A 21,251-nucleotide genomic window follows, 5' to 3' on the forward strand; every position below is an offset into this window, starting at 1 on the left:
ATGAAGTCACGACGGCGGCCTTCATGGCGGAGGCCCTCTGTAAGACCATGACTCTGCGTCGCGCTTCCGTCGTTGGAACGAAACAACCGGCCGGACCGGTGAGGATGCCATGACCAGTAAAGACGAGCCGACGTGGCGCGTCGGTGTCCTGTTCTCCCGCAGCGGGGTCAGCGGCATCACGGAAACCGAGCACTTCCTCGGTACTGCCCTCGCCATCGAGGAAATCAACACCGCCGGCGGCGTGCTCGGACGGCCGATCGAGCCCATCTGCTACGATCCTGCCGGCGATACGGATGCCTACCGATCCTTCGCCCGGCGGATGCTCGCCGAGGACGGGGCGGAGGTGGTGTTCGGATGCTCCCTCTCGGCCAGCCGGAAGTCGGTTCTGTCCACCGTCGAGCGGCACAACGGCCTCCTCTGGTACCCGTCGATCTATGAGGGTTTCGAGTATTCCGAGAACATCATCTACACGGGCGCGACGCTCAACCAGAACGTCTTTGCCCTGGCCGATTATTTGCTGCGGGAGCACGGTCCCCGGATCTTCCTGATCGGGTCAGACTACATCTACCCGCGCGAATCGAACCGCGTGATGCGGGATCTGATCGAGGCGAAGGGTGGGGCCATCGTCGGTGAACTCTACGCTCCCCTCGATGCGGACGATTCCGCTCATGGGGCGATGATCGCCGCCATCCGCCAGGCCGCGCCGGACGCCGTGTTCTCGACGGTGGTCGGGCGAGGAGCCGAGCGACTCTATCGCGCCTATGCCGAATCCGGGATCGACCGGGCGCGCTGCCCGATTGCCAGCCTCACTTTGGCGGAGGGACAGATCCGGGCGATCGGCCCCGAATTGTGCAACGGCCATGTCCTCGCGGCCTCGTATTTCGCAGCGTTGCCGGGGGATGCGAACGGGCGCTTCGTATCCGGCTTCAAGGCCCGGTTCGGGGCCGACCGGCCGACGAGCATGTGGTCGGAGACCGCGTATGCGCAGGTGCATCTCTTCGCCCGCGCATTGGCGGAGGCCGGGACCCTCGATGCCGGGCGCCTCGGCGCGGCGGCCCTGAAGCAGCGCCTCGCCTCTCCGGAGGGCGAACTGGCCTTCGACGGCGAGACCCGCCACATCTGGCTCACGCCCGGCATCGGGGTCGCCCGCACGGACGGCCAATTCGACGTCGTCTGGCGGGCGCGCCGTCCCGTCCGGCCCGATCCCTACCTTGCGTGGTCGCGCTTCGAGACGAACTGGCTGGACGAGGGGATCGCCGCGTGAGCGCCTCCGCCCGCAAGATCTTGGACGACCTCAGGCGCGCCCGCGCCCTCGTCATCCACCCCCGTGACGAGGAGGGCGCCGCCCTGCTGGAGCAGCTGCGCCGCCTCGGCTGCGAGGTCTCCCTCGTCTGGCCGCCGCCCGCCGCGCTGCCGCCCGACATCGACACGCTGTTCATCCAACTCGACGATGCGCAGGTGATGCATCTCCTGCCCTCGATCGAGGAGGCGGAACCCGCCGTCATCGCCATCGTCGCCTACGAGAGCCCGACGTCGTTGAAAGCCATCGCCGACGTCAACGCCCACGGCGTGCTGAACAAGCCGCTTCATGCGAGGGGCGAGCTCACCCAATTCGCCCTGGCCCGATACAGGTGGGGCTATGAGGGGCGGCTCACCAGCAAGATCAACCGGCTTGAGGAGACCATGAAGGGGCGCCGCACCGTCGAGAAAGCGGTGCGCCTCCTGGTGGAGCTGAACCGGATCGACGAGGACGCGGCCTACAAGATGCTCCGGGACAAGGCGACTGCCTCCCGCGTGCCGATGGCGAGCGTCGCGGAGAGTGTGGTCTCCGCCCACGAGGCGATGAGCGGGCTGGGTCTGCGCATCGCGTTGGCGGAAAAGACCTGATCCGTGCAGCGTGCCGCAATTAGCGGCTTGCTCTCGGCAAGAGTACGTCTATCGTAAAGGGATCGGGCAAGGTTGCCCCGCAGCAGGATTGCTGCATTACAGCACGGCTTTGGAGCCTCTGGACCGCGGATGACATCCGCGCCCAGGGGCTTTTTGCGTTTTGGAGCAATCATGATCCAAGCGAACGATCCCGCTCGCCCATCAATACGGGTCTCGTGCATCCAGTTCGCGCCACAGATCGGCGCGGTCGAAGCCAATAGGGCGCGTGCGTCGGATCTCGTCCGGGCCGCCGCCACCGAGGGCAGCCGCCTCATCGTCCTGCCGGAGCTCGCCAGCACCGGCTACGTCTTCGAATCGCGCGAGGAGGCGGCCTCCCTCGCCGAGCCCGTGCCGGAGGGGCCGACCACCCGCGCCTGGGCGGCGCTCGCGGCCGAACTCGGCGTGCACATCGTGGCGGGGATCGCCGAGAAGGCCGGTGACACCCTCTACAACGCCGCCGTGATCGTCGGGCCGGAGGGCTATATCGGCACCTACCGGAAGGCTCATCTCTGGGACCAGGAAAACGTCTTCTTCGCCAAGGGCGATCTCGGCTTCCCGGTCTTCGATACGGCGCTGGGCAAGGTCGGGGTGGCGATCTGCTACGACGGCTGGTTCCCCGAGACCTTCCGGCAATTGGCGCTCGGCGGCGCCGAGATCGTCTGCATCCCCACCAACTGGGTCCCGATGCCCGATCAGCCCGAGGGGGAGGCCGCCATGGCCAACACCCTCCACCGGGCCGCCGCCCACTCGAACGGGATCTACATCGCCTGCGCCGACCGGGTCGGCATCGAGCGCGGCCAGCCCTTCGAGGGGCAGAGCCTGATCATCGGCCCCAAGGGCTGGCCCCTCGCCGGGCCCGCGAGCCGGGACCGCACGGAGACCGTCTCGGCGCTGGTCGATCTCGATGAGGCCGGCCGGAAGGACCTCAACAACTTCAACTCCCTCCTGCGGGACCGCCGAACCGACATCTACGGCTAAACCCCCGTCTATCCTCATCTTTATCCAAGGAGTCCGTTCATGGTGACACGTTCCCTCCTCGCCTCCGCCGCCCTCGTTCTGGCGGCCGCCGGGGCACAGGCTGCCGAGAGCAAGCCCATCGTCATCGGCGTGCCGATCGGCTTGTCCGGCGCCAACAGCGTGGTCGCCCCCTCGGTGGTGCAATCGGCCGAACTCGCCGTCGAGGAGATCAATGCGAAGGGCGGAGTGCTCGGCCGCAAGCTCGTTCTGGAGGTGGCCGATGACGCCTCCGGTGCTGCGGGCGCGCAGAAGGCTTTCGACGGGCTGATCTATCAGAAGAAGGTCGATGTCCTGATCTCGATGGAGACGAGCGCGGCCCGCAACGCCGGTCTGCCCGCCGTCACCAAGGGACGTGTGCCGTACATCTATACCTCGTTCTACGAGGGGCATTCCTGCAACAAGAACCTGTTCGTGAATGCCTGGGTGCCGGAACAGCAGGTTCCGCCCGTGGTGGACGCTTTCCAGCAGAAGGGCGCCAAGACCTACTTCCTGATCGGCAGCGACTACGCCTTCGGGCGCGGCATGCTCGGCTTCGCCAAGAGCTACATCGAGAAGGTGGGCGGTAAGGTCGTCGGCGAGGATTACCTGCCGATGGACGGCAGCGATTGGACCGCGATCATCTCAAAGCTCAAGGAGGCCAACCCCGACGCGCTGATCACCTCCACGGCGGGCGGCGCGCCGAACGTGACGCTGACCAAGCAGTTGCGCGGCGCGGGCGTGACCCTGCCCTTCGCGAACCTCGCCCTGGACGAGGGCACGGCCAAGAGCATGGGCGCCGATGCGGAAGGCGTCTACCTCTCGGCTTCTTACGTCACCGGCATCGACAGCCCGGAGAACAAGACCTTTCTCGAGGCCATGAAGAAGAAGTTCGGCGCAGAATTGCGCACGCCGAACGATCTCTCGGTGCCAGAATACGAGGCGATCTACCTCTACAAGGCCGCCGTCGAGAAGGCGGGGGGCACTGAGACGGCGAAGGTCCTCGAAGCCCTGCCGACCGTGAGCGTGACCGGCCCCCGGGGCACGATCCGCATGAGCAAGCAGCACCACGCGCCGCTGACCATGTATCTCGGCCAGATCCAGGCGGATGGCTCGGTGAAGGTCGCGGGCACGTTCAAGGACGTCGATCCGGGCGATCAGTGCCCGAAGCTGCAGTAAGCCCCGATGCTGCTCGCTCTCGATATCCTCACCACCGCCGCGATCCTGTTCGTGGTGTCGATCGGCCTCCTGGCGATCTTCGGCGTGCTGAAGATCATCAACTTCGCCCATGGGGCGTGGCTGACGGTCGGCGCATACTGCGCCGTTGCGACGGCGAAGCTCGGGCTGAACCCCTGGGCCGCGCTGCCCCTGGCCTTCGTGGTCGGGGCGGCGCTCGGAGGGCTCGCGGAGCACTTCATCATCCGGCCCCTGTACCGACGGCCGCTCGATGCGATCCTCGCCACCTGGGGGCTCGGGATCGTGGTCGGGCAGCTCATCACCCTGGGGTTCGGGCGTGACGTGCAGCTCACTCCGAACCTCTATGCGGGAACGGTGGCGGTGCTGGGTGTCGAATACTCGGCCTACCGGCTGGTGGCGCTCGGCATCGCCCTGGTGATCGGGACGCTGTTCGCGCTCACCATCGAGCGGACGCGCCTCGGTCTCTCGGCCCGGGCGGTGATCATGAACGAGACGCTCGCCCGAAGCCTCGGTGTCAACACGGGGCGGGTGCGCCTCGTGGTGTTCATGATCGGTGCGGGGCTGGCGGCGCTCGCGGGCGTGCTCCTGACACCCCTCACCAGCGTCGATCCGAACATGGGCGTCTCCTGGCTGATCGGCGCCTTCATGCTGGTGATGGTGGCGGACGCCTCGTTCCTCGCGCTCGCGGTCGCGTGCCTCGTCTTCGGGGGGGCGCAGGTCCTGATCAGCACCTTCGTGAGCCCGATCCTCGGCAGCATCGCCATCGCGGTGCTCGCGGCCCTCGTGCTGCGCGTCAGCCCGAAAGGATTCTCCCGTGCTTGACATGAGTCCCGCTGCGGCGCGCGCCTCCGCCACTCCGCGCTCCCGTCCGCGACTTTCGCGGGCGGCCCCCTTCGTGGCCGCGACGCTCGCGGCCCTGGCCCTGTGGGTCGCGCCCACCTTTCTCGATACGTTCGCGGTCAACGTGCTGACCCGTTCGATGATCTACGCGGTGCTCGCCATCACCGTCGATCTGCTCTGGGGCTTTGCCGGCATCCTCACCTTCGGGCAGGCGGCGTTCTTCGGCGTCGGGGCCTATGCCGCCGCCATGATCCTCGGCGCCTACGGCGCGACGCCCGGCGGGATCGCGCTCGCCATCGGCACGGCCGTCCTCGCGCCCGCCCTGCTCGGGCTCGTGGTCGGCTGGCTGTCGTTCTACCACCGCTCGACGCCGCTCTACGCCTCCGTGATCTCGCTGGTCGTGCCCATCGTGGTGGTGCAGCTGATCTATTCCGGCGGCGAATGGACCGGCTCCAGCAGCGGTCTCGTCGGCTTCGACGTGATGCCCTTCGAGATCGAAGGCTATTTCCGCCTCGCGGCCCTGGTGCTAATCGTCGTGACCCTGGCGGCGTGGATCCTCGTGCGGTCGGATGCGGGCCGCGCCCTGGTGGCGCTCCGGGACAACGAGGCGCGCTGCGCCTATCTCGGCCTCAATCCGCGTCGCCTCCAGATCAGTCTCACCGCCGCGCTCGCCGCCGTCGCCGGTTTCGCGGGCTTCCTGTTCGCCAATGCCTCGGGGGTCGTCGCGCCGGAAAATGCCGGGTTCCTGTTCGGCACCGAACTGGTGATCTGGGTCGCGCTCGGCGGCCGGGGCACCCTGCTCGGCCCGGTCCTCGGAACGATCGCCATCGACTACCTCGCCGCGAACCTCTCCGGCGATCTTCCCTTCCTCTGGCAGCTCCTCCTCGGCACCGCCTTCGTGGCGATCATCATCCTGTTGCCCGGTGGGCTCGCCGATCTCGTCGGCCGCCTGTGGCGGGTTCTGCCCTTCGGCCGGGCGGGGCAGGCGGCCCCCGCCTTGGAGGCGAGGGCGGCGACGGCGAGGGCGGCCGTCACCGATGCACCGATCCTCAAGGTCGAGGGCCTCGCCAAGAGCTACGGTAGCCTCACCGTGCTGGAGGGGATCGACCTGACGATCCGGGCGGGCGAACTCGTGAGCCTCGTCGGGCCCAATGGCGCGGGCAAGACCACGCTGATGCGCTGCCTCAGCGACGGGACCGAGCCCTATCGCGGCACCATCGCCATCGGCGGCACGCCTACCACCGGTCTGACGCCTAACCGGATCGTCGGCCTCGGAGTCGGGCGCAAGTTCCAAGTCGCCAGCGTGTTCGAAAGCCTGTCGGTGGCCGATTGCCTGCGCCTCGCGAGAGCCTCGCAGGATGGCCTCAATCCGTTGGGCGAAGCGCCGACGCTCGGGCTGCCCCAGGCCGCCCTCGATGTCCTGCGGATGACCGGCCTCGACCGCCTGCTCACCGAGCCGACGCGTCTCCTCTCGCATGGTCAGAAGCAGGCGCTGGAACTCGCGATGGTGGTCGCCTTGGAACCACGGCTCATCCTGCTCGACGAGCCGACCGCAGGCCTGACCAAGGCCGAGCGCACGACCATCGGCAGCGTGCTGAAGGCACTCACCGCCGACGGGCGCATCGCGGCCGTACTGGTGGAACACGATCTCGACTTCGTGCGGGAGATCTCCTCGCGGATCGTGGTGCTGCATCAGGGGCGCCTCGTCCTCGACGGCACCGTGGACGAGGTGGTCGGCTCCGAACTGGTCCGCACCATCTATTCGGGAGGGGCCCATGGCTGAGGCAGCGCGGCGGAGCACGCCGGCGGATACGGCGCTGGCACTCACGGATGTGTCGAGCGGATACGGCGCGGTGTCGATCGTGAAGGATGTGTCCCTCACGGTGGGGCAGGGGGAGATCGTCGCCCTGCTGGGCAAGAACGGCATGGGCAAGACGACCCTGCTCAAGACCATTCTCGGCATGGTCGGCCTGCGCGGGGGCTCCATCACCATCGGTGGACAGGCCCTCTCAGGCCTGTCGCCCGCCAAGCTCGTGGCGCTCGGGGTCGGCTACGCGCCGCAGGAGCAGCCCCTGTTTCAGGACCTGTCGATCCGGGACAACCTGCGCCTCGCGCTCCCCTCGGACCGGCATCTGCCGGAGGCCCTGGAACGACTGTTCGGCCACTTTCCCTTCCTGAAGGACCGCCTCGCCCAGCGGGCGGGGACGCTGTCCGGAGGCGAGCAGAAGATGCTGATCCTCGGCCGCGCCCTGATGCTGCGGCCCCGCCTCCTGCTGATCGACGAGATCTCCGAAGGCGTGCAGCCCTCGATGGTCGAGCGCCTGCGCAAGGTGCTCCTCACCGAGCGGGAGGCGGGCCTGTCCATGCTCGTGGTGGAGCAGCACGTCGCCTTCGCCCTGGGCCTCGCCGACCGCTACGCCGTGCTGAAGCTCGGCGAGATCGTGGAGAGCGGCTCCGCCAAGGCGCCGGACGCGCAGGCGCGCGTCATCGGTCATCTCGCGGTGTGAGCCATGATGGAACTGAATACTTTCTCCATCGCCGCCCGCTGCCCCCGCACCGGACAACTCGGCGTGGCCGTGGCGAGCGCCGTCCCGGCCGTGGGCGCGATGTGCCCGTATCTCCGGGCGGGGGTCGGCGCGGTCAGCACCCAGTCCTGGGTGAATCCCTACCTCGCCCTGCACCTTCTCGACAGGATCGGGCGAGGTGAGCGCGTGGAGGCGGCCCTGTCCGCGGTCCTCGCCGCCGACGATCGGGCAGATCTGCGCCAGGTCGGGCTGGTGGATGCCAAGGGCGCGGCGGCCGCCTGGACGGGATCCGGCTGCACGGAGGACGCTGGGCACCGCAGGGGGCCGGGCTACTCCGTCCAAGGCAACATGCTGGCAAGTCAGGCCGTGATCGACGCCATGGCGGAGGCCTTCGAGGGTTCTGCCGCTCTCGATCTGGACGAGCGGCTCATGCAGGTGTTGGAGGCCGGTGACAGGGCGGGCGGCGACCGGCGCGGCAAGCAATCCGCAGCCCTGAAGATCGTGGACCGGGAAGAGTATCCGAGTCTCGACCTCAGGGTCGATGAGCACGCCGCGCCCATTTCCGAACTGCGCCGGATCCTCACCATCGCCCGCCGCCAGCTCGTCCCGTTCGTAGCGGGAATGCCGCGAAAGGACGGCCCGGCGGGTGCCTTGCCGGACGACGTGTCCGCCATGCTCCTGAGGCCGCCCGGCGAGAGGCCTGGCGCCGACTCCGCTCCGTCAAGCGATGACAGGACCATCTCTCCCCAGGATCAGTTCGCCCCGGTGCTGGCCGAGATCCGGAAGCTCCGTGAACTCGACCTCACGGAGGTCCACCCGCCGATCATCTTCGATCCGAGCCTCCCCTATCGCCCGGTGCCCCATGACTGACGCGGTCTGGTCCTTGCCGATCACCGAGCTGTCGCGGCGGATCGCGGCGCGAGAGCTTTCCAGCGTGGAGCTCGTCCAAACCTACCTCGATCGGATCGAGCGCCACGACGGCGATCTGCAGAGCTTCGTGTGCCTGTCGTCCACGGCCCTCGACGCCGCGCGGGTCGCGGACGAGGAGATCGCGCGCACAGGCTCCCGGGGGCCGCTCCACGGGATCCCGATCGGCATCAAGGACAACTACACGACCGCCGATCTGCCGACCCGGGCGGGCACGACGGTCGAGGCCCTGGCCTTCCCGCGGGAGGACAGCCACTGCGTGGCCAAGCTACGGGCGGCCGGCGCGGTGATCCTCGGCAAGTTGCGCATGCATGAATTCGCCTGGGGCATGGTCACGCCGCCGACGCGCAACCCCTGGGATCTCGCGCGGGTGCCCGGCGGATCGAGCGGCGGCTCGGGCGCGGCGGTGGCGGCTCGTCTCTGCCCGGCCGCCCTCGGCTCGGACACCGGGGGCTCGATCCGCATTCCGGCGGCCCTGTGCGGCGTCGTGGGCCTCAAGCCGACCTATGGTCGGATCGGTCGATCCGGCATCGTCCCGCATTCCTGGTCCCTCGACCATGCCGGACCGCTGACCCTGACCGTGGCCGATGCGGCGCTCATGCTTCAAGCCCTGGCGGGATCCGATCCGAACGATCCGGCCGCCGCATCGGCGCCCGTTCCGGACTATACGGCCGGTCTCGGGGAGCCGATCCGCGGATTGCGCGTGGCGGTGATCCGCAACCACTTCTTCGAGGCGATCGACGAGGACGTCGCTGCCTCCGTCGAGGGGGCGATCCGCTTCTTCGAAAGCCAAGGCTGTCAGGTTCGGGATGTCCAGCTGCCCTCCCTGCGCTACGGGCTCGGCGCCATCTTCGCGATCGAACTGGCGTCCTCGACCGCCTACCATGACCGCAGCCTCGCGCAGGGCCATGTGGCGGGCTTCTCTGCGGACGTCCGGGACCTCGTGGAGATGGGCCGGTTCGTCACCGGGCCCGACTATCTACGCGCCGAGCAGGCACGGGCGCTGATCATGGCCGAGATGGCCGACATTCTGAGCAGCGCGGATGTCATCGTCACACCGGCCTCGCCGCTCACGGCGTGGCGCACGGACGAATCGACCGTCGCCATCGGAGGCCAACAGGAGAGCGTCCTGGCGGCGTCCTGGCGGCTCACGTATCCCTTCAACCTGACGGGATTGCCCGCCATCGCGTTGCCTTGCGGCTTCGACCGCCGGGGCCTGCCGATCAGCCTGCAGATTGCCGCCCGGCCCTTCGCCGAAGCGATGCTTCTGCGGTTCGCCCACCTTTACGAGCAAGCCCACACGTGGTGGCGCCAGACCCCGCCGCACGCGATTTAGACCGTCTTCGACCAAGTGGACTCACGTGCCTCCGTCTTCACTGCGCTGGCAAAGACGATGGGGGATCCATCGACGGGGGTGGCTCAACTCGGTCGGATACGGCTCTCGGAGCTGCTCCGTCGGCGCACGAACAGGACCGTTCGCGCCCGGGTTTCTCACTCGCTCGCGAAGGCGATCTCCCGGCGCATTTCCGGGACCCGTGCCCACGGCTCGGTGCCTCGCACGAGACCGGCCAGGATTTCGCCGCCCCTGGCTGCCCGCACTGTTTGAACCCTGTCCCAGGCCGCGATGAAGGCATCGACGCAATCGGGGTCGAAATGGCGGCCGCGCTCGCTCTCGATGCAGCGCCGGGCCTCCTCGAAACTCATCGCGTCCTTATAGGGACGCGCGGTCGTCAGGGCGTCGAACACGTCCGCGACGGCGACGATCCGCGCCGAAAGCGGGATCTCCATCCCGCCCAATCCGTACGGATAACCGGTGCCGTCCCATCGCTCGTGATGAGCTTCGGCGATCTCCGCCGCCAGCTGGATCAGGTCGGAATCGCTTCCATTGAGGATTCGCTTGCCGACCACGGGATGGTTTTTGACGACGGCGAATTCCGCTTCATCGAGCCGGCCCTTCTTCAGCAGAATACCATCGGGCACCGCCACCTTGCCGACATCGTGCAACGGCGCGGCGAGATAGAGCCGCCAGGAATAATCGGGATCGAGGCCCAGCGTCTCCGCCATGATCTGGCTGTAGCGCGCGACGCGCCACGTGTGATCGCCCGTGTCGTTGTCGCGATACTCGACTGCAAGAGCGAGCCGGAAGATCACCTCCGCCTCGCGCTCCCGAAGCTGCCGCATGGCGCGTTCGAGTTCGCCCGCGATGCTCGACGCCTCGTCGTCGAGCCGCCGCACCGCCCGCGCCAGCATGATGAGGTTGCGGAGACGGACGGTGAGTTCGATCCTGTCGGCGAACTTGTCGAGGAAATCGGTGGCGCCCGCTTCCAGCGCGGCGAGGCGTAGCGACACCTCGGCCTCGCCCGTGATCATCGCGATCGGAACCTGCGCGTAATGCGGAATGGCCCGGAGCGCCCGGATAAACGCCACGCCGTCCATCTGCGGCATGTTCTGATCGACGAGCACGAGATCGAAGGCGTGCGTGCCTGCCTCGAGGAGAGCCTGGACCGGATCGCGGTTCGTGACGACATCCGCCGCGTACTCTTTGACGAGTAGTCTTTGTAGATACATCAGCATCGTTGAGCTGTCGTCTACGATCAGAACGTCCATTTAACCAGTTTCCGACTTGCACATAGATGGCATCGGTTTTTGCCGTGCCTTGCTTTTCGAGAGAGGTCGGGCGGCGAAGCCGTGGTTGAGGCGGCCCCTGGACGTCGATGCGCCCAATCCTCTCGCAGACGTGGTCGAATACGGTTGCGGGCGTGATCGTCTCGCTTGCGACCGAATCGGTACCCGGACTATTTTGCTCAAAACGTCTCGATCGTCTTAAGCCGCGCGAACTGTCCTGAAGAGGCGAGCGAGTTCCGCGTCGAGATATGCAGACTGGCGCGCATAGGGCATCGTTAACGCCTGGCGACTAGGCTCGCGGGTCAGTTTCCTGAAATGAGATGACGGCTCCGCCGAGCGGAGATCCTGCATCGCCGCCTCCGCAGGGCCAGACCATGCCGTCGCTCAGGATCGCCGCCGCCACGCTCGGGCTCCTGTTGTCCGCGCCCACCCTCGCGGGTGAGCAGGGACCGCTGCCGCTGCCGGAGGCGGTTCCTGCTCCGAGCCTCTTCGCCGGCCATTTCCAACTCGCCACGCCGGATGGCGTGAGGGTGGATTCCGATGAGCTTGCGGGCAATCCTTACGGGATCTTCTTCGGCTTCACGCAGTGTCCGGATGTCTGCCCGACCACGTTGTCCAATCTTTCCACGGCCCTGGCGCGCCTGCCCAAGGAAAGCGTGAGGGTCTACTTCGTCTCGGTCGATCCCGAACGGGATGCGCCGCTGGTGCTCGCCCAATACATGGCGAACTTCGATCCGCGCATCGTCGCCCTAACGGGGACGCGGAAGGCCGTCGAGGAGGCGGTGGCGAGCTTCGGCGCGGTCGCGCGCCGCACCGATCTGCCGACCGGCGGCTATGCCTACAGCCACACCGCCGCGATCATGCTCGTCAATGGCGATGGCCTGATCGTGGATCGGATGATGGCGGAGGATGGACCCGACGCGATGGCGGCCCGGCTCGCCGCGTTGCAGCGGGCTGCCGCGCCGTCCCGATGAGGCACGGCCCCGATCATAGCCCGGTGGCAGGATTCTCGCTGGTCGAGATGCTGGTCGTCCTGGCCATCCTGGCGCTCGCCGCGGGGCTCGGCATTCCGTCGATCCGCAATATCGTGCCCTCGCAACGGCTGACCAACACGGCGGAGCGGATCGCTGGCGAGATCGCTCTGCTGCGGACGGAGGCGCAGCGCACGGGCCACGTCACCCGGCTCGTCTTCGACGGAGAGACGAACCGCTTCGTCAGTTCCCGGCCCGGCGCGCCCGCCCTCGCGATGGCGGGCTGGTCCGTTCAGTTCGAGACCGGCACGGCGAGCCGCGTGCAACCCGGCGAGCTTCGTTTCCGGCCGGATGGCGGCTGCACGGGGGCGCGGATCAGCCTGTCGGGGCCTGGCGGCACCCGCATCCTCACTGTCAGCCGGGCGACCGGGTTCGTCAGGCAGGCGGAGGCGGTGCCGTGAGCGGACGCACGCGTGTGCGCAAGGCGCCCGGTTCCGGGGGAGGGGAGGACGGCTTCACCCTGGTCGAGGTGCTTGTCGCCTTCGCCATCGTCGCCCTGGCGGCGGTCTTCGTGCTGAGGATCAGCGGTGAGATCGCGGTGCGCGGCCAGCGCGTCATGACGGTCGATACCCTGATCGACGAGGCGGAGGGCATCGTGCAACTGCGGGTGGCGGCCGGGACGCTGCGGCCGGGCATCGAGCAGGGGCGCTTCTCCAACGGAACGGTCTGGACGCTCGAAGCCGCCGATATCGGCCCCCAACTCGGCTGGCAGAATCTGCCGCCGCTCTGGCGCGTGCGGCTGCACGAGGGCGGCCCGAACGGGCGGCTGCTCTACGGCACCCTGCTGGCGGAGGGGCTCGGTGGCTGAGTCCGACGAAGCTGGTTTCACGCTGGTCGAGATGATCGTCTCGCTCGCTGTGACCGCCCTGATCGCGCTGCTCCTGATCCAGTCCCTTCAGGCGACGGGCCTCATCACCCGTAATGCCAAGCGGCTCGCCGCGCAGGAAGAGGTCCAACTCGTACGCGGGCATCTGCGCAAAACGCTGGCCAGCGTCGTCCGCCGTCGCCGAGACGGAAGCCGCATCCCGTTCCTCGGCCAGGACGGCCAGTTGATGGCGATCGTGGGTGCCAACCGCGAGGCGGAGCGCGATACCGAATTGCAATTCGGCCTGTCGACGGCGGTGACGCCGGATGGGAGCGGCCTCGTCTTGATCGAGAACACCCGCGCGTCGGACGGCACCGAGGCGGCTCCGCCCGATGTGCTCCTCGACGGCGTGGCGGGTCTGCGGCTGCGCTATTTCGGAGCTCCGGGCCAGGGCGGGCAGGGGGATTGGCAGCCGCGCTGGGTCGAGACCTGGCAGCGAAAGGACAAGCTTCCGGCCCTCGTCGAGGTCACGGTCGTTTTCCCGGCCGCCGATCCGCGGCGATGGCCCGCCCTGATCCTCCCGCTGGGAGCAGGGTCGTGACGCGCGATTCCTCCCCTGAGGCCGGCTTCGTCCTGCCGTCGGTGGTCGCCATCCTCGTGGTCATCGCCGCCGCCGCCGCCCTGGCGACGCAGCAACTGCAGACGCAGACCAAGATCGCGACGGCGCGCCTCGATCAGTTGCGGCTCCAGGGGCTGGTGGATGGCGCCACACGCTTCGTGGCGATGTCGCTGATCAACGAGCGAGCCCGGCGCATGCCCGGCCTCGCGCTTCCCGAGGATGGCCGCGCGGTCACGTGCCCGCTGCCCGGCGGCGTCATGCTCTCTCTCTCCGTTCAGGATCAGGGCGGGCTGATCGACCTGAACACTTCGCCCCGGCCGCTTCTCGAAGAGGCCTTCCGTGCCCTGGGCCTGTCCGATTCCGATGCCCCGATCATCGCGGCCGAGATCGTCGATGATCGCGATCCCGACGACACGCCGGAGCCGGGCGGGGGGGCGGAAGCCGCGCAATACCGGGCGCGTGGCCTCTCCTACGGACCGCGCAACGCGCCCTACGGCTCCATCGACGAACTCGATCGGCTCCCGTCGATGACACCGCGCATCGCGGCAACCCTGCGACCCGCGGTGACGGTGTGGAATACGAGCGGCGGACTCGATCCTTCGCTGAACCCTCTGTTGACGGCCGGGGGCGGCACGAAATCCGACGGCCTGCGGGCCTACACAAAGCCGTCCCTGCGGCAGTTCTACGAAGTTCTGGTCGTGGCCCAGACCGCGACGGGCAGCCGGTCGGGTCGTGGTGCGGTCCTCTCGGTCGATGGGCGCGGCACCGGCTTCGGCCTTCTCGCGTGGAAGAGCATGGCCTCCGTCCCGCTCGCGGGGGCGGCGCATCCCGCCTGCGAACGGTTGAGGATGGCGCTCGGCGGATAGCCTGCCGCGAAGCCTCAGGGACAGTCGGCTCCGGCCTTCCAGTCGAACGTCGTGCGCTGCTCCCGCGCGTTGGCGGCGCAGGACGCCTGCGGCACGCGGTTCATGCAGGTCTTCTGCTGGTTGCCCCGCGACGTGATCGTGCAGGCGCCCGTCACGTCGGTCTGTCCGGTGCTTGCCGGACTGGCGGTCTGCGCGCCCTGCGCCTGGGCCGCCATGCTTCCCGGAAGTCCAAGGAACAGGGCGAGCGCGACGGCGGCGAGTCTCGTCTGCATGATATCCGTCCTCGTTGGCTGGCACGGCCGGAGGGGCGTCCTCCGGCCCGCGATTGTTAGCGAATCCGCACGACCTTCGCGACGCTCGGCACGCCGTTCCCGTCGAGGGCGAAGAGCATCCAGTTGCCGGGGGTCACGATGCCCGGGTCGGAGGGCAGCGCGAGGTTGTACTTCGTTCCGCTCGCCCCGGAGATCGTGAGCGGCACCCGGCGCTGATCGTTGTCCACGGTGTGGGTGGTGCTGCCCACACGCACGAGCGAGAAGCTCTGGATCGCGCGGTCGGTGCTGGCCGTGATCGTGCTCCCGAGGGAGGCGGTCGTGGGAGCCGAGGTGATGGTCGGACGGCTCGCGAGCTGCCCGTTCGCATCGTAGAGGTAGGGCGGGGTGAGAATCTGCAGGTTCGGGTGGTCCGCCGCGCAGTTGCAGAGGCCGCCGCCCGCCGACAGCACCCGCCCATCCGTCAGGAGGAGCGCGACGCTGTGATAGGTGCGCGGTACGCTGATCGGAGCGAGCCGCACTACCGTGTTCTTCGAAGGCGACCACAGTTCCGGGTAGTAGACCGGGGTGGAATCCGTGAACGGGATCGGCACGTTCTGGCCGCCGACGAGGATCACGTCGCCGTTCGGTAGCACCACGCTGTTGTGGAAGGCCCGGGCGAAGGCGAGCGACGGGGCGGAAGCGACCTTGGGCGTCGACCCGGGGCCGCCGCTGATGTCGATCGTGTAGGTCGCGCCGTTGGCAGGCTGGTTCTGGTATTGCGACGCGCCACCGGCCTTGAAGATCCGGTTCACGTCGAACATCGTCGCGGTGCCGTTGATCGAGAACGTGTCGTCGGCCCGGTTGCCTGCGCTTGCGAAGGAGCCGTTACCGCCGGTGCCGATCCAGTGCATCTCGTGGCTCGGACCGGCATGGAACACGTAGCCGTTCGAGACGCCGAACATCCAGAAGTGGTTGTCGGCCCGGTACATGTCGACGTTCGGCTCGGCACCGGCATCGCCGGAGACATTCGACAGGACGCGCCACGTACCCGTCGAAGCGGACCAGACCTCGGCGCTCTTGCCGCCGATATTGCCCGACCACGAACCGCCATAGGTCATGGTCTCGCCGGTCGAGAGCGTGACGTTGGAATTGTAGCCGCGCGGGATCTTGAGGGTCGGACCCGAGGTCCACTGGTTCGTATCGGGATTGTAGATCGAGGTTCCGCCCGCGGTGATGCCGCCGGTGATCATCAGCCGTCCGTCCGGCAGCAGGTTGGTGCCTGGGCAGAACATGTCGTGGTTGGTGTTGGCGACATAGGTGTCGTTGGACGTATTCGAAGCCGGGTCGAAGGTGGTGATCCACGTGCCGTTGCCGGACCCGAAGGAAGTCTTCGACTCGGCGGCCCACATCATCACCTTGCCCGAGGGCATTACCGTCGCGGAAACGGGAACGATGCCGATCGTCGTCAGCGGCGTCCAGGCTGACGGTGGCGCGGGCGGGACGAGCGAGAAGACCGCATTGTCCTGCAGCGTGCAATCGTACTGGATGACAGCCGCATTGGGGTCGCGCGAGCCGTTGTAGACGTTGAGGCAGCGGCCCGAATGGGCGGCGACGATTTCGTAGAAGCCGTTGGTCTTGCGGAAGGTCCAGAGGCCGCCCGTGCCCGCGCCGCAGGTCTGCTGCGAGGTGGCGGCTCCGTTATTCGTGGCGCCACCGGTCACGGTGAGGCACAGGCCGGATTTGGCGTTGCGGATCTGGTAGCCGGACCCGGCGGGCACGAAGGACCAGTCCATGTGGGTGGCGTTCGGCTCGCAGGGCCACTGGTCGATGCCGACGCCCGTCGTCATCAGGGCACCCGGATTTTCGACGCACATCGCCGAGTGGCGGGCGACGATCAAACCCGTGGCGGCGGGGGGCGCATCGCCGGGAGGCAGGCTGCCACCCGCCGTCGATCCGCTTCCCGAGCCCGCCCCGCTTCCGGCCCCGCTCGTCGCGCCACCGCTGGTGCCGCCGGAGCCGGAGCCGGTGCCCGATCCCGCCGTGGCCGTGCCCCCGATGAACGTCTGGTTGGTGCCGCCGTGACAGCCCCACTGAATCAGCTTCGCCCCGCTGGCCGTATCCCCGCCGAAGACATCGAGGCATTGTCCGGAAAAGGCGGTGACGAGCGCGTAGCCGGCTCCCTGCGCCTTGGCGGACCATGTCTGCTGGGTGCTGCTGTTGCAGGTCCATTGAAGGACCGCGCCTCCGGCCGTGTTCGACATCTGTGAGTCGATGCACAGACCATTCGCTTGGTTGACGAGGGTGAAGCCGTTGTTGAACGCCTTCACCTGCCACGTCTGCGCGGCGCTGCCGGTGCAGGCCTCCTGATCGAGCTGCGTGCCATTCGCCGTGCTGCCGTTCGGCACGGTCAGGCAGAGCCCGGAATGCGAAGCCTTGATCGGACCGGAACCGGTCCGGTTGGGAAAATCGATGCCGCTCGTGGTCGAGCCCGACGAGACCGCCACGGGAACGAAGGTCTGGTTGGCGGCCCCTGAGCAGCCCCATTGAATTGCCTTCGTGCCGCTGGCGGTGCCGCCACCGAAGATGTCGAGGCATTGTCCGGAATAGGCCGTGACGAGGCCGTAGCCGGACCCCTGCGCCTTGGCGGACCACGTCTGCTGGGCGCTGCTGTTGCAGGTCCACTGGATGACCGCTCCACCGGCCGTGTTCGAGATCTGCGAGTCGATACACTGGCCGCTCGCTTGATTGACGAGGGTAAAGCCGTTGTTGAACGCCTTCACCTGCCACGTCTGCGCAGCACTGCCGTTGCAGGGCTCCTGATCGAGCTGCGTTCCGTTCGCCGTGCTGCCGTTCGGCACCGTCAGGCAGAGACCGGAATGCGAAGCCTTGAGTGGTCCCGAACCCGTCCTGTTCGTGAAATCGACGTCGGCGAGGGCTGGCGTCGCCACAATCCACCCGACGACAAGCGCGACGAGGGTCGGGAGGCTTCGGAAAGGTGGTCGGAGGGTCATGTCGCAGCAGTGCTCGCGGAGCTTAATCGGCCGCGAAAATCGCCGCGAAATCTCTAAATTCGGCTTAAAGAGCTATGGAATCCTGCTGATATCCCGCAGTTCATTTGTTATTAATCATGAATACTGTGATATTCTATGGATGATGTCTTGTTTGGTTTGGCCAAGTAATGCCCTGTCTGTGGGGGACGGAGGGCCGATAAGGTGCAGCTTACGACTTCCGGTTGAGGCGACGCCGCAAGGACATCGCCTTGAAGGATCGAATGGTGCCCGCGCTCAAGCGATCGACATGCGCAGGGGCGGTTCGACCTCCGGGGGGAGCGGCGAGACGTAGCCGTCCGCACCCCCGCGACGGACGAGATCCTGCCTCGCCGCCTCCCGGAGATCCGGATCGGTCAGGGCCAGGGTGCCGGTCGCGGCCATCGCCTTGGCGACCTGCACCATCGCCTTGTGGGCCGCCGGGCTCTTGCCCTGGGCCACCACCTGCCACGTGTGGAACGGCGTGCCGATGGCCACGGTCGGCGCGTGCGCCTGCACTGTCGGCACCACCCAACTCACGTCGCCGACATCGGTCGAGCCGACCGCGGGCTTGCGCGGGGCATCGAGGGGCACGAGGAAATCGGCGAGTGGCGCCTCGGTGCGCGGCAGACCGATGGCTCGGAACACGGCGTCGATATCGCCATCGCCGAGCGTTCCCCGGATCGCGCGGGCGAAGGTGCGGTCGGCCTCGTCGAAATGCGGTGGGCCGAGATCCTCCATCACTCCGTGGAGCGCCTGTTCCAGGGGCGTATTGCCGAGGATGTTCGAAACGGCGCTGACGATCCGCATCTCGACGCTGGTCTCGGTCATCAGCGCGGCGCCCTCGGCGATCTTCCGCACCCGCTCCACCAGCGCCAGCATACCGGGCAGGTCGCCCGCGCGGATGGAGTAGCGCACCCTGGCGTTCGCCTGGACCACGTTCGGGGCGATGCCGCCCGCATCGAGATAGGCGTAATGCACCCGCGCGTCGGAGGGCATGTGCTCGCGCATGTAGTTTACGCCGACGCTCATCAGCTCGACGGCATCGAGTGCCGAGCGGCCGAGATGCGGCGCCGCGGCCGCATGGGCGGTGCGCCCGGTGAAGGTGAAGTCGGCGCGGGTGTTGGCGAGCGCCACCGGAGGCGCGACCTCCCAGAAACTTGCCGGATGCCAGGAAATGGCGATGTCGGCATCGTAGAAGGCGCCTGCCCGCACCATGAAGGCCTTGGCGGCGCCGCCTTCTTCGGCGGGGCAACCGTAATAGCGCACGCGGCCGGGCGTGCCGGTCTCGGCGAGCCAGTCCTTCACCGCCGTGGCGGCGAGGAGCGCCGCCGAGCCGAGGAGGTTGTGGCCGCAGCCATGCCCGTGTCCTCCCGCCGCGACGGGGCGGTGTTCGGCCACGCCCGCTTCCTGCGAGAGGCCGGGCAGCGCATCGTATTCGCCCAGGAAGGCGATGACCGGCCCGCCTTCGCCCGCCTCGCCCATGAGGGCAGTGGGGATGCCCGCGACCTGTTCGGTGATCCGGAAGCCCTGATGGCGCAATTCGGCGGCGTGCTCGGCGCAGGAGCGCGCTTCCGTGTAGCAGACCTCCGGCATGCCCCAGACGCGGTCGGATAGGGCGATCAGCCGGTCGGCCTGCGCGTCGACATGCCGCCACACGGCGTTGCGGTTGTCCATTCGATCCTCACTGGCGCCAAGTCGACGGGGGGAAAATACATGCTTGAGTTGAAGCGTCACTGGCGCAACCCTTGCCAAGAGCGCCAAGCGGGTGATGCTGTGCGCCCGGCGCCGACATTTGGAAACAGGCTTATCTTCATGGACGAGCGGGATCTGCACGACCTCATCGGACGGGTTCGGTCCGGTGGCCTCTCCCGCCGCGCCTTTGTGCGGCGGATAGTGGCCGTGGGCCTCACTGCTCCGATGGCCGGGATGATGCTGGCCGCGAACGGCGTGGCGATGGCGAGCGACCTGCGGGCCGGCTACAAGCCCACGAAGGCAGGAGGCGGTGGCGCCCTGAGGCTGCTCTGGTGGCAGGCGCCGACTCTCATCAACCCGCATTTCGCCATCGGCACGAAGGATCAGGAGGCCTGCCGGATCTTCTACGAGCCGCTCGCCGCGTGGGATGCCGACGGCAACCTCGCCACGGTGCTCGCCGCCGAGATCCCCTCCAAGGAGAATGGCGGCCTCGCGGCGGACGGGCGCTCGGTGGTCTGGAAGGTCAAGCCCGGCGTGACGTGGCACGACGGCAAGCCGCTCACCGCCGATGATCTCGTCTTCACCTGGGAGTATGCCCGCGACCCCGCCACGGCGGCGGTGACGATCGGCTCCTACAAGGATTGCAAGGTCGAGAAGATCGACGACCTCAGCGTCCGGATCCTGTTCGACAAGCCGACGCCCTATTGGAGCGATGCCTTCGTGGGCAATGTCGGCGCGATTCTCCCCAAGCACATCTTCGCGGCCTATACCGGTGCCAAATCCCGCGAAGCGCCCCAGAACCTCGCGCCCGTAGGCACAGGGCCGTACAAGTTCGTGGAGTTCCGCCCCGGCGACATCGTGCGCGGCGAGCGCAACCCGAACTACCACCTGCCGAACCGGCCGTATTTTGACACGATCGAGATGAAGGGCGGCGGCGACGCGGTCTCGGCCGCCCGCGCCGTGATCCAGACCGGCGAATACGACTACGCCTGGAATCTCCTGGTGGAGGACGAGGTGCTCAAGCGCCTGGAGACGGGCGGCAAGGGCCGGGTGGATGTCGTCTATGGCGGCAAGCTCGAATTCCTGCTCCTCAACGCCACCGATCCGAATGTCGAGGTCGATGGTGAACGCTCGTCGCTCAAGACCAAGCACCCCGCCTTCTCGGACCCGAAGGTCGTCCAGGCGATCAACCTGCTCCTCGATCGCAAGTCGATCCAGGATTACATCTACGGCCGCACCGGCCGTGCCACCGCCAATTCGGTGAACGGCCCGGAGCGCTTCGTCTCGAAGAACACGAGTTTCGCCTTCGATCCGGCCAAGGCCAACGCCCTTCTCGACGAGGCGGGCTGGAAGAAGGGCTCGGACGGCATCCGCGCGAAGGACGGAAAGCGGCTGAAACTGCTGTTCCAGACCTCGATCAACGCGCCGCGCCAGAAGACCCAGGCGATCATCAAGCAGGCTGCCGCCAAGGCAGGCATCGAGATCGAACTGAAGTCGATCACCGGCTCGGTGTTCTTCTCCTCCGACCCCGCCAACCCGGACACGTTCCCGCATTTCTATGCGGACATGGAGATGTACGCGTTCAGCATGTCCCAGGCGGATCCGGCGACATGGCTCCTGCAATACGTATCGTGGGAAGCCGCCGCGAAGGACAACAAATGGCAGGGTCGCAACATCTCCCGATGGCGCAACCCCGATTACGACGCCGCCTACAACGCGGCTCAAGCGGAACTCGACCCGGTCAAGCGCGCCGCCCTGCTCATCAAGGCCAACGACCTCGCGGTGTCGGGCAACGTCCTGCCGTTGATCCACCGGGCGGAGGTCTCAGGCGTCGGCAACAGCCTCGTGGCGCCGCGCAGCGGTTGGGACAACGATCTCTCCTTCCTGCCCGAATGGAGCCGGACGACCTGAGCGGGGGCGGCGCG

Annotated in this window: 19 protein-coding genes; 15 read left to right on the forward strand and 4 right to left on the reverse strand. The window is 67.7% G+C overall.

Annotated features, from left to right (window positions below):
- Window positions 1–109: 109 nt before the first annotated feature.
- The 9 genes from J4O73_RS20615 (at window position 110) to J4O73_RS20655 (ending at window position 9,744) form a co-directional block, all read left to right on the forward strand.
- On the forward strand, window positions 110–1,264 hold the full coding sequence (locus J4O73_RS20615) for a transporter substrate-binding domain-containing protein (RefSeq protein ID WP_426220430.1): 1,155 nt from the start codon (window positions 110–112) through the stop codon (window positions 1,262–1,264).
- Window positions 1,261–1,887, forward strand: a complete 627-nt coding sequence (locus J4O73_RS20620) for an ANTAR domain-containing response regulator (RefSeq protein WP_426220432.1) — start codon at window positions 1,261–1,263, stop codon at window positions 1,885–1,887. Before J4O73_RS20615 ends, J4O73_RS20620 begins: the two co-directional genes overlap by 4 nt.
- A 171-nt stretch (window positions 1,888–2,058) precedes the next feature.
- Window positions 2,059–2,904: a nitrilase family protein gene (locus J4O73_RS20625; protein WP_426220434.1), complete on the forward strand. Its 846-nt coding sequence runs from the start codon at window positions 2,059–2,061 to the stop codon at window positions 2,902–2,904.
- A 39-nt stretch (window positions 2,905–2,943) separates the two neighbouring features.
- Entirely contained in the window at window positions 2,944–4,098 is a 1,155-nt protein-coding gene (locus J4O73_RS20630) for a substrate-binding protein (RefSeq protein WP_426220435.1), read from the forward strand.
- A gap of 6 nt (window positions 4,099–4,104) precedes the next feature.
- Entirely contained in the window at window positions 4,105–4,938 is an 834-nt protein-coding gene (locus J4O73_RS20635) for a branched-chain amino acid ABC transporter permease (protein ID WP_378969428.1), read from the forward strand.
- Window position 4,939: 1 nt separating this feature from the next.
- The gene (locus J4O73_RS20640; RefSeq protein WP_426220542.1) at window positions 4,940–6,739 is read left to right on the forward strand and encodes an ABC transporter permease subunit; all 1,800 of its coding nucleotides are present in this window, start codon (window positions 4,940–4,942) and stop codon (window positions 6,737–6,739) included.
- Complete coding sequence (locus J4O73_RS20645; protein ID WP_426220437.1) at window positions 6,732–7,463, forward strand: ABC transporter ATP-binding protein; 732 nt, start codon at window positions 6,732–6,734, stop codon at window positions 7,461–7,463. The genes J4O73_RS20640 and J4O73_RS20645 overlap by 8 nt, the downstream gene beginning before the upstream one ends.
- Before the next feature lie 3 nt (window positions 7,464–7,466).
- Entirely contained in the window at window positions 7,467–8,351 is an 885-nt protein-coding gene (locus tag J4O73_RS20650; RefSeq protein ID WP_426220438.1) for a DUF1028 domain-containing protein, read from the forward strand.
- Window positions 8,344–9,744 carry an amidase gene (locus J4O73_RS20655; protein WP_426220440.1) on the forward strand — a complete coding sequence of 467 codons (1,401 nt, stop codon included), beginning with the start codon at window positions 8,344–8,346 and terminating at the stop codon, window positions 9,742–9,744. The genes J4O73_RS20650 and J4O73_RS20655 overlap by 8 nt, the downstream gene beginning before the upstream one ends.
- A gap of 155 nt (window positions 9,745–9,899) precedes the next feature.
- Here J4O73_RS20655 and J4O73_RS20660 read toward each other — a convergent pair whose 3' ends face one another.
- Window positions 9,900–11,015, reverse strand: a complete 1,116-nt coding sequence (locus J4O73_RS20660; protein WP_426220442.1) for an HD-GYP domain-containing protein — start codon at window positions 11,013–11,015, stop codon at window positions 9,900–9,902.
- A 392-nt stretch (window positions 11,016–11,407) separates the two neighbouring features.
- On the opposite strand from J4O73_RS20660, the gene J4O73_RS20665 reads away from it, so the two are divergent.
- The 5 genes from J4O73_RS20665 to J4O73_RS20685 are packed head-to-tail and all read left to right on the forward strand — an operon-like array spanning window position 11,408 to window position 14,354.
- Window positions 11,408–12,007, forward strand: coding sequence for an SCO family protein (locus J4O73_RS20665; protein WP_426220444.1), 600 nt, complete (start codon window positions 11,408–11,410; stop codon window positions 12,005–12,007).
- Between the two features lie 23 nt (window positions 12,008–12,030).
- On the forward strand, window positions 12,031–12,465 hold the full coding sequence (locus J4O73_RS20670) for a GspH/FimT family pseudopilin (RefSeq protein WP_426220446.1): 435 nt from the start codon (window positions 12,031–12,033) through the stop codon (window positions 12,463–12,465).
- A complete protein-coding gene (locus J4O73_RS20675; RefSeq protein ID WP_426220448.1) occupies window positions 12,462–12,872 on the forward strand; it encodes a type II secretion system protein in 411 nt (136 codons plus the stop codon). The genes J4O73_RS20670 and J4O73_RS20675 overlap by 4 nt, the downstream gene beginning before the upstream one ends.
- Window positions 12,865–13,470, forward strand: a complete 606-nt coding sequence (locus J4O73_RS20680) for a prepilin-type N-terminal cleavage/methylation domain-containing protein (protein WP_426220449.1) — start codon at window positions 12,865–12,867, stop codon at window positions 13,468–13,470. Before J4O73_RS20675 ends, J4O73_RS20680 begins: the two co-directional genes overlap by 8 nt.
- On the forward strand, window positions 13,467–14,354 hold the full coding sequence (locus J4O73_RS20685; protein ID WP_426220451.1) for a general secretion pathway protein GspK: 888 nt from the start codon (window positions 13,467–13,469) through the stop codon (window positions 14,352–14,354). The genes J4O73_RS20680 and J4O73_RS20685 overlap by 4 nt, the downstream gene beginning before the upstream one ends.
- A gap of 14 nt (window positions 14,355–14,368) precedes the next feature.
- Here the strand turns inward: J4O73_RS20685 and J4O73_RS20690 are convergent, their stop codons facing one another.
- From J4O73_RS20690 to J4O73_RS20700, 3 genes are all read right to left on the reverse strand, one after another.
- Window positions 14,369–14,626 (reverse strand): hypothetical protein, encoded by a 258-nt coding sequence (locus J4O73_RS20690; protein ID WP_426220453.1) that lies wholly within the window; start codon window positions 14,624–14,626, stop codon window positions 14,369–14,371.
- Window positions 14,627–14,682: 56 nt separating this feature from the next.
- Window positions 14,683–17,616, reverse strand: coding sequence for an RICIN domain-containing protein (locus J4O73_RS20695; RefSeq protein WP_426220455.1), 2,934 nt, complete (start codon window positions 17,614–17,616; stop codon window positions 14,683–14,685).
- Window positions 17,617–17,889: 273 nt separating this feature from the next.
- Complete coding sequence (locus tag J4O73_RS20700; RefSeq protein WP_426220457.1) at window positions 17,890–19,308, reverse strand: M20 family metallopeptidase; 1,419 nt, start codon at window positions 19,306–19,308, stop codon at window positions 17,890–17,892.
- 138 nt (window positions 19,309–19,446) lie between these two features.
- Between J4O73_RS20700 and J4O73_RS20705 the strand changes: the two genes are divergently transcribed.
- On the forward strand, window positions 19,447–21,237 hold the full coding sequence (locus J4O73_RS20705; RefSeq protein WP_426220459.1) for a peptide ABC transporter substrate-binding protein: 1,791 nt from the start codon (window positions 19,447–19,449) through the stop codon (window positions 21,235–21,237).
- Window positions 21,238–21,251 lie beyond the last annotated feature (14 nt).

This window comes from Methylobacterium sp. NFXW15, from assembly GCF_049887755.1.
GTDB lineage: Bacteria > Pseudomonadota > Alphaproteobacteria > Rhizobiales > Beijerinckiaceae > Methylobacterium.

Excerpts from the sequence above, each read along its gene's own strand:
- J4O73_RS20650 (WP_426220438.1), top strand. The coding sequence starts at position 7,467 with ATGATGGAACTGAATACTTTCTCCATCGCCGCCCGCTGCCCCCGCACC.
- J4O73_RS20640 (WP_426220542.1), top strand. The coding sequence starts at position 4,940 with ATGAGTCCCGCTGCGGCGCGCGCCTCCGCCACTCCGCGCTCCCGTCCG.
- J4O73_RS20700 (WP_426220457.1), bottom strand. The coding sequence starts at position 19,308 with ATGGACAACCGCAACGCCGTGTGGCGGCATGTCGACGCGCAGGCCGAC.
- J4O73_RS20645 (WP_426220437.1), top strand. The coding sequence starts at position 6,732 with ATGGCTGAGGCAGCGCGGCGGAGCACGCCGGCGGATACGGCGCTGGCA.
- J4O73_RS20705 (WP_426220459.1), top strand. The coding sequence starts at position 19,447 with ATGGACGAGCGGGATCTGCACGACCTCATCGGACGGGTTCGGTCCGGT.
- J4O73_RS20635 (WP_378969428.1), top strand. The coding sequence starts at position 4,105 with ATGCTGCTCGCTCTCGATATCCTCACCACCGCCGCGATCCTGTTCGTG.
- J4O73_RS20665 (WP_426220444.1), top strand. The coding sequence starts at position 11,408 with ATGCCGTCGCTCAGGATCGCCGCCGCCACGCTCGGGCTCCTGTTGTCC.
- J4O73_RS20630 (WP_426220435.1), top strand. The coding sequence starts at position 2,944 with ATGGTGACACGTTCCCTCCTCGCCTCCGCCGCCCTCGTTCTGGCGGCC.
- J4O73_RS20655 (WP_426220440.1), top strand. The coding sequence starts at position 8,344 with ATGACTGACGCGGTCTGGTCCTTGCCGATCACCGAGCTGTCGCGGCGG.
- J4O73_RS20690 (WP_426220453.1), bottom strand. The coding sequence starts at position 14,626 with ATGCAGACGAGACTCGCCGCCGTCGCGCTCGCCCTGTTCCTTGGACTT.
- J4O73_RS20625 (WP_426220434.1), top strand. The coding sequence starts at position 2,059 with ATGATCCAAGCGAACGATCCCGCTCGCCCATCAATACGGGTCTCGTGC.
- J4O73_RS20660 (WP_426220442.1), bottom strand. The coding sequence starts at position 11,015 with ATGGACGTTCTGATCGTAGACGACAGCTCAACGATGCTGATGTATCTA.
- J4O73_RS20695 (WP_426220455.1), bottom strand. The coding sequence starts at position 17,616 with ATGACCCTCCGACCACCTTTCCGAAGCCTCCCGACCCTCGTCGCGCTT.
- J4O73_RS20615 (WP_426220430.1), top strand. The coding sequence starts at position 110 with ATGACCAGTAAAGACGAGCCGACGTGGCGCGTCGGTGTCCTGTTCTCC.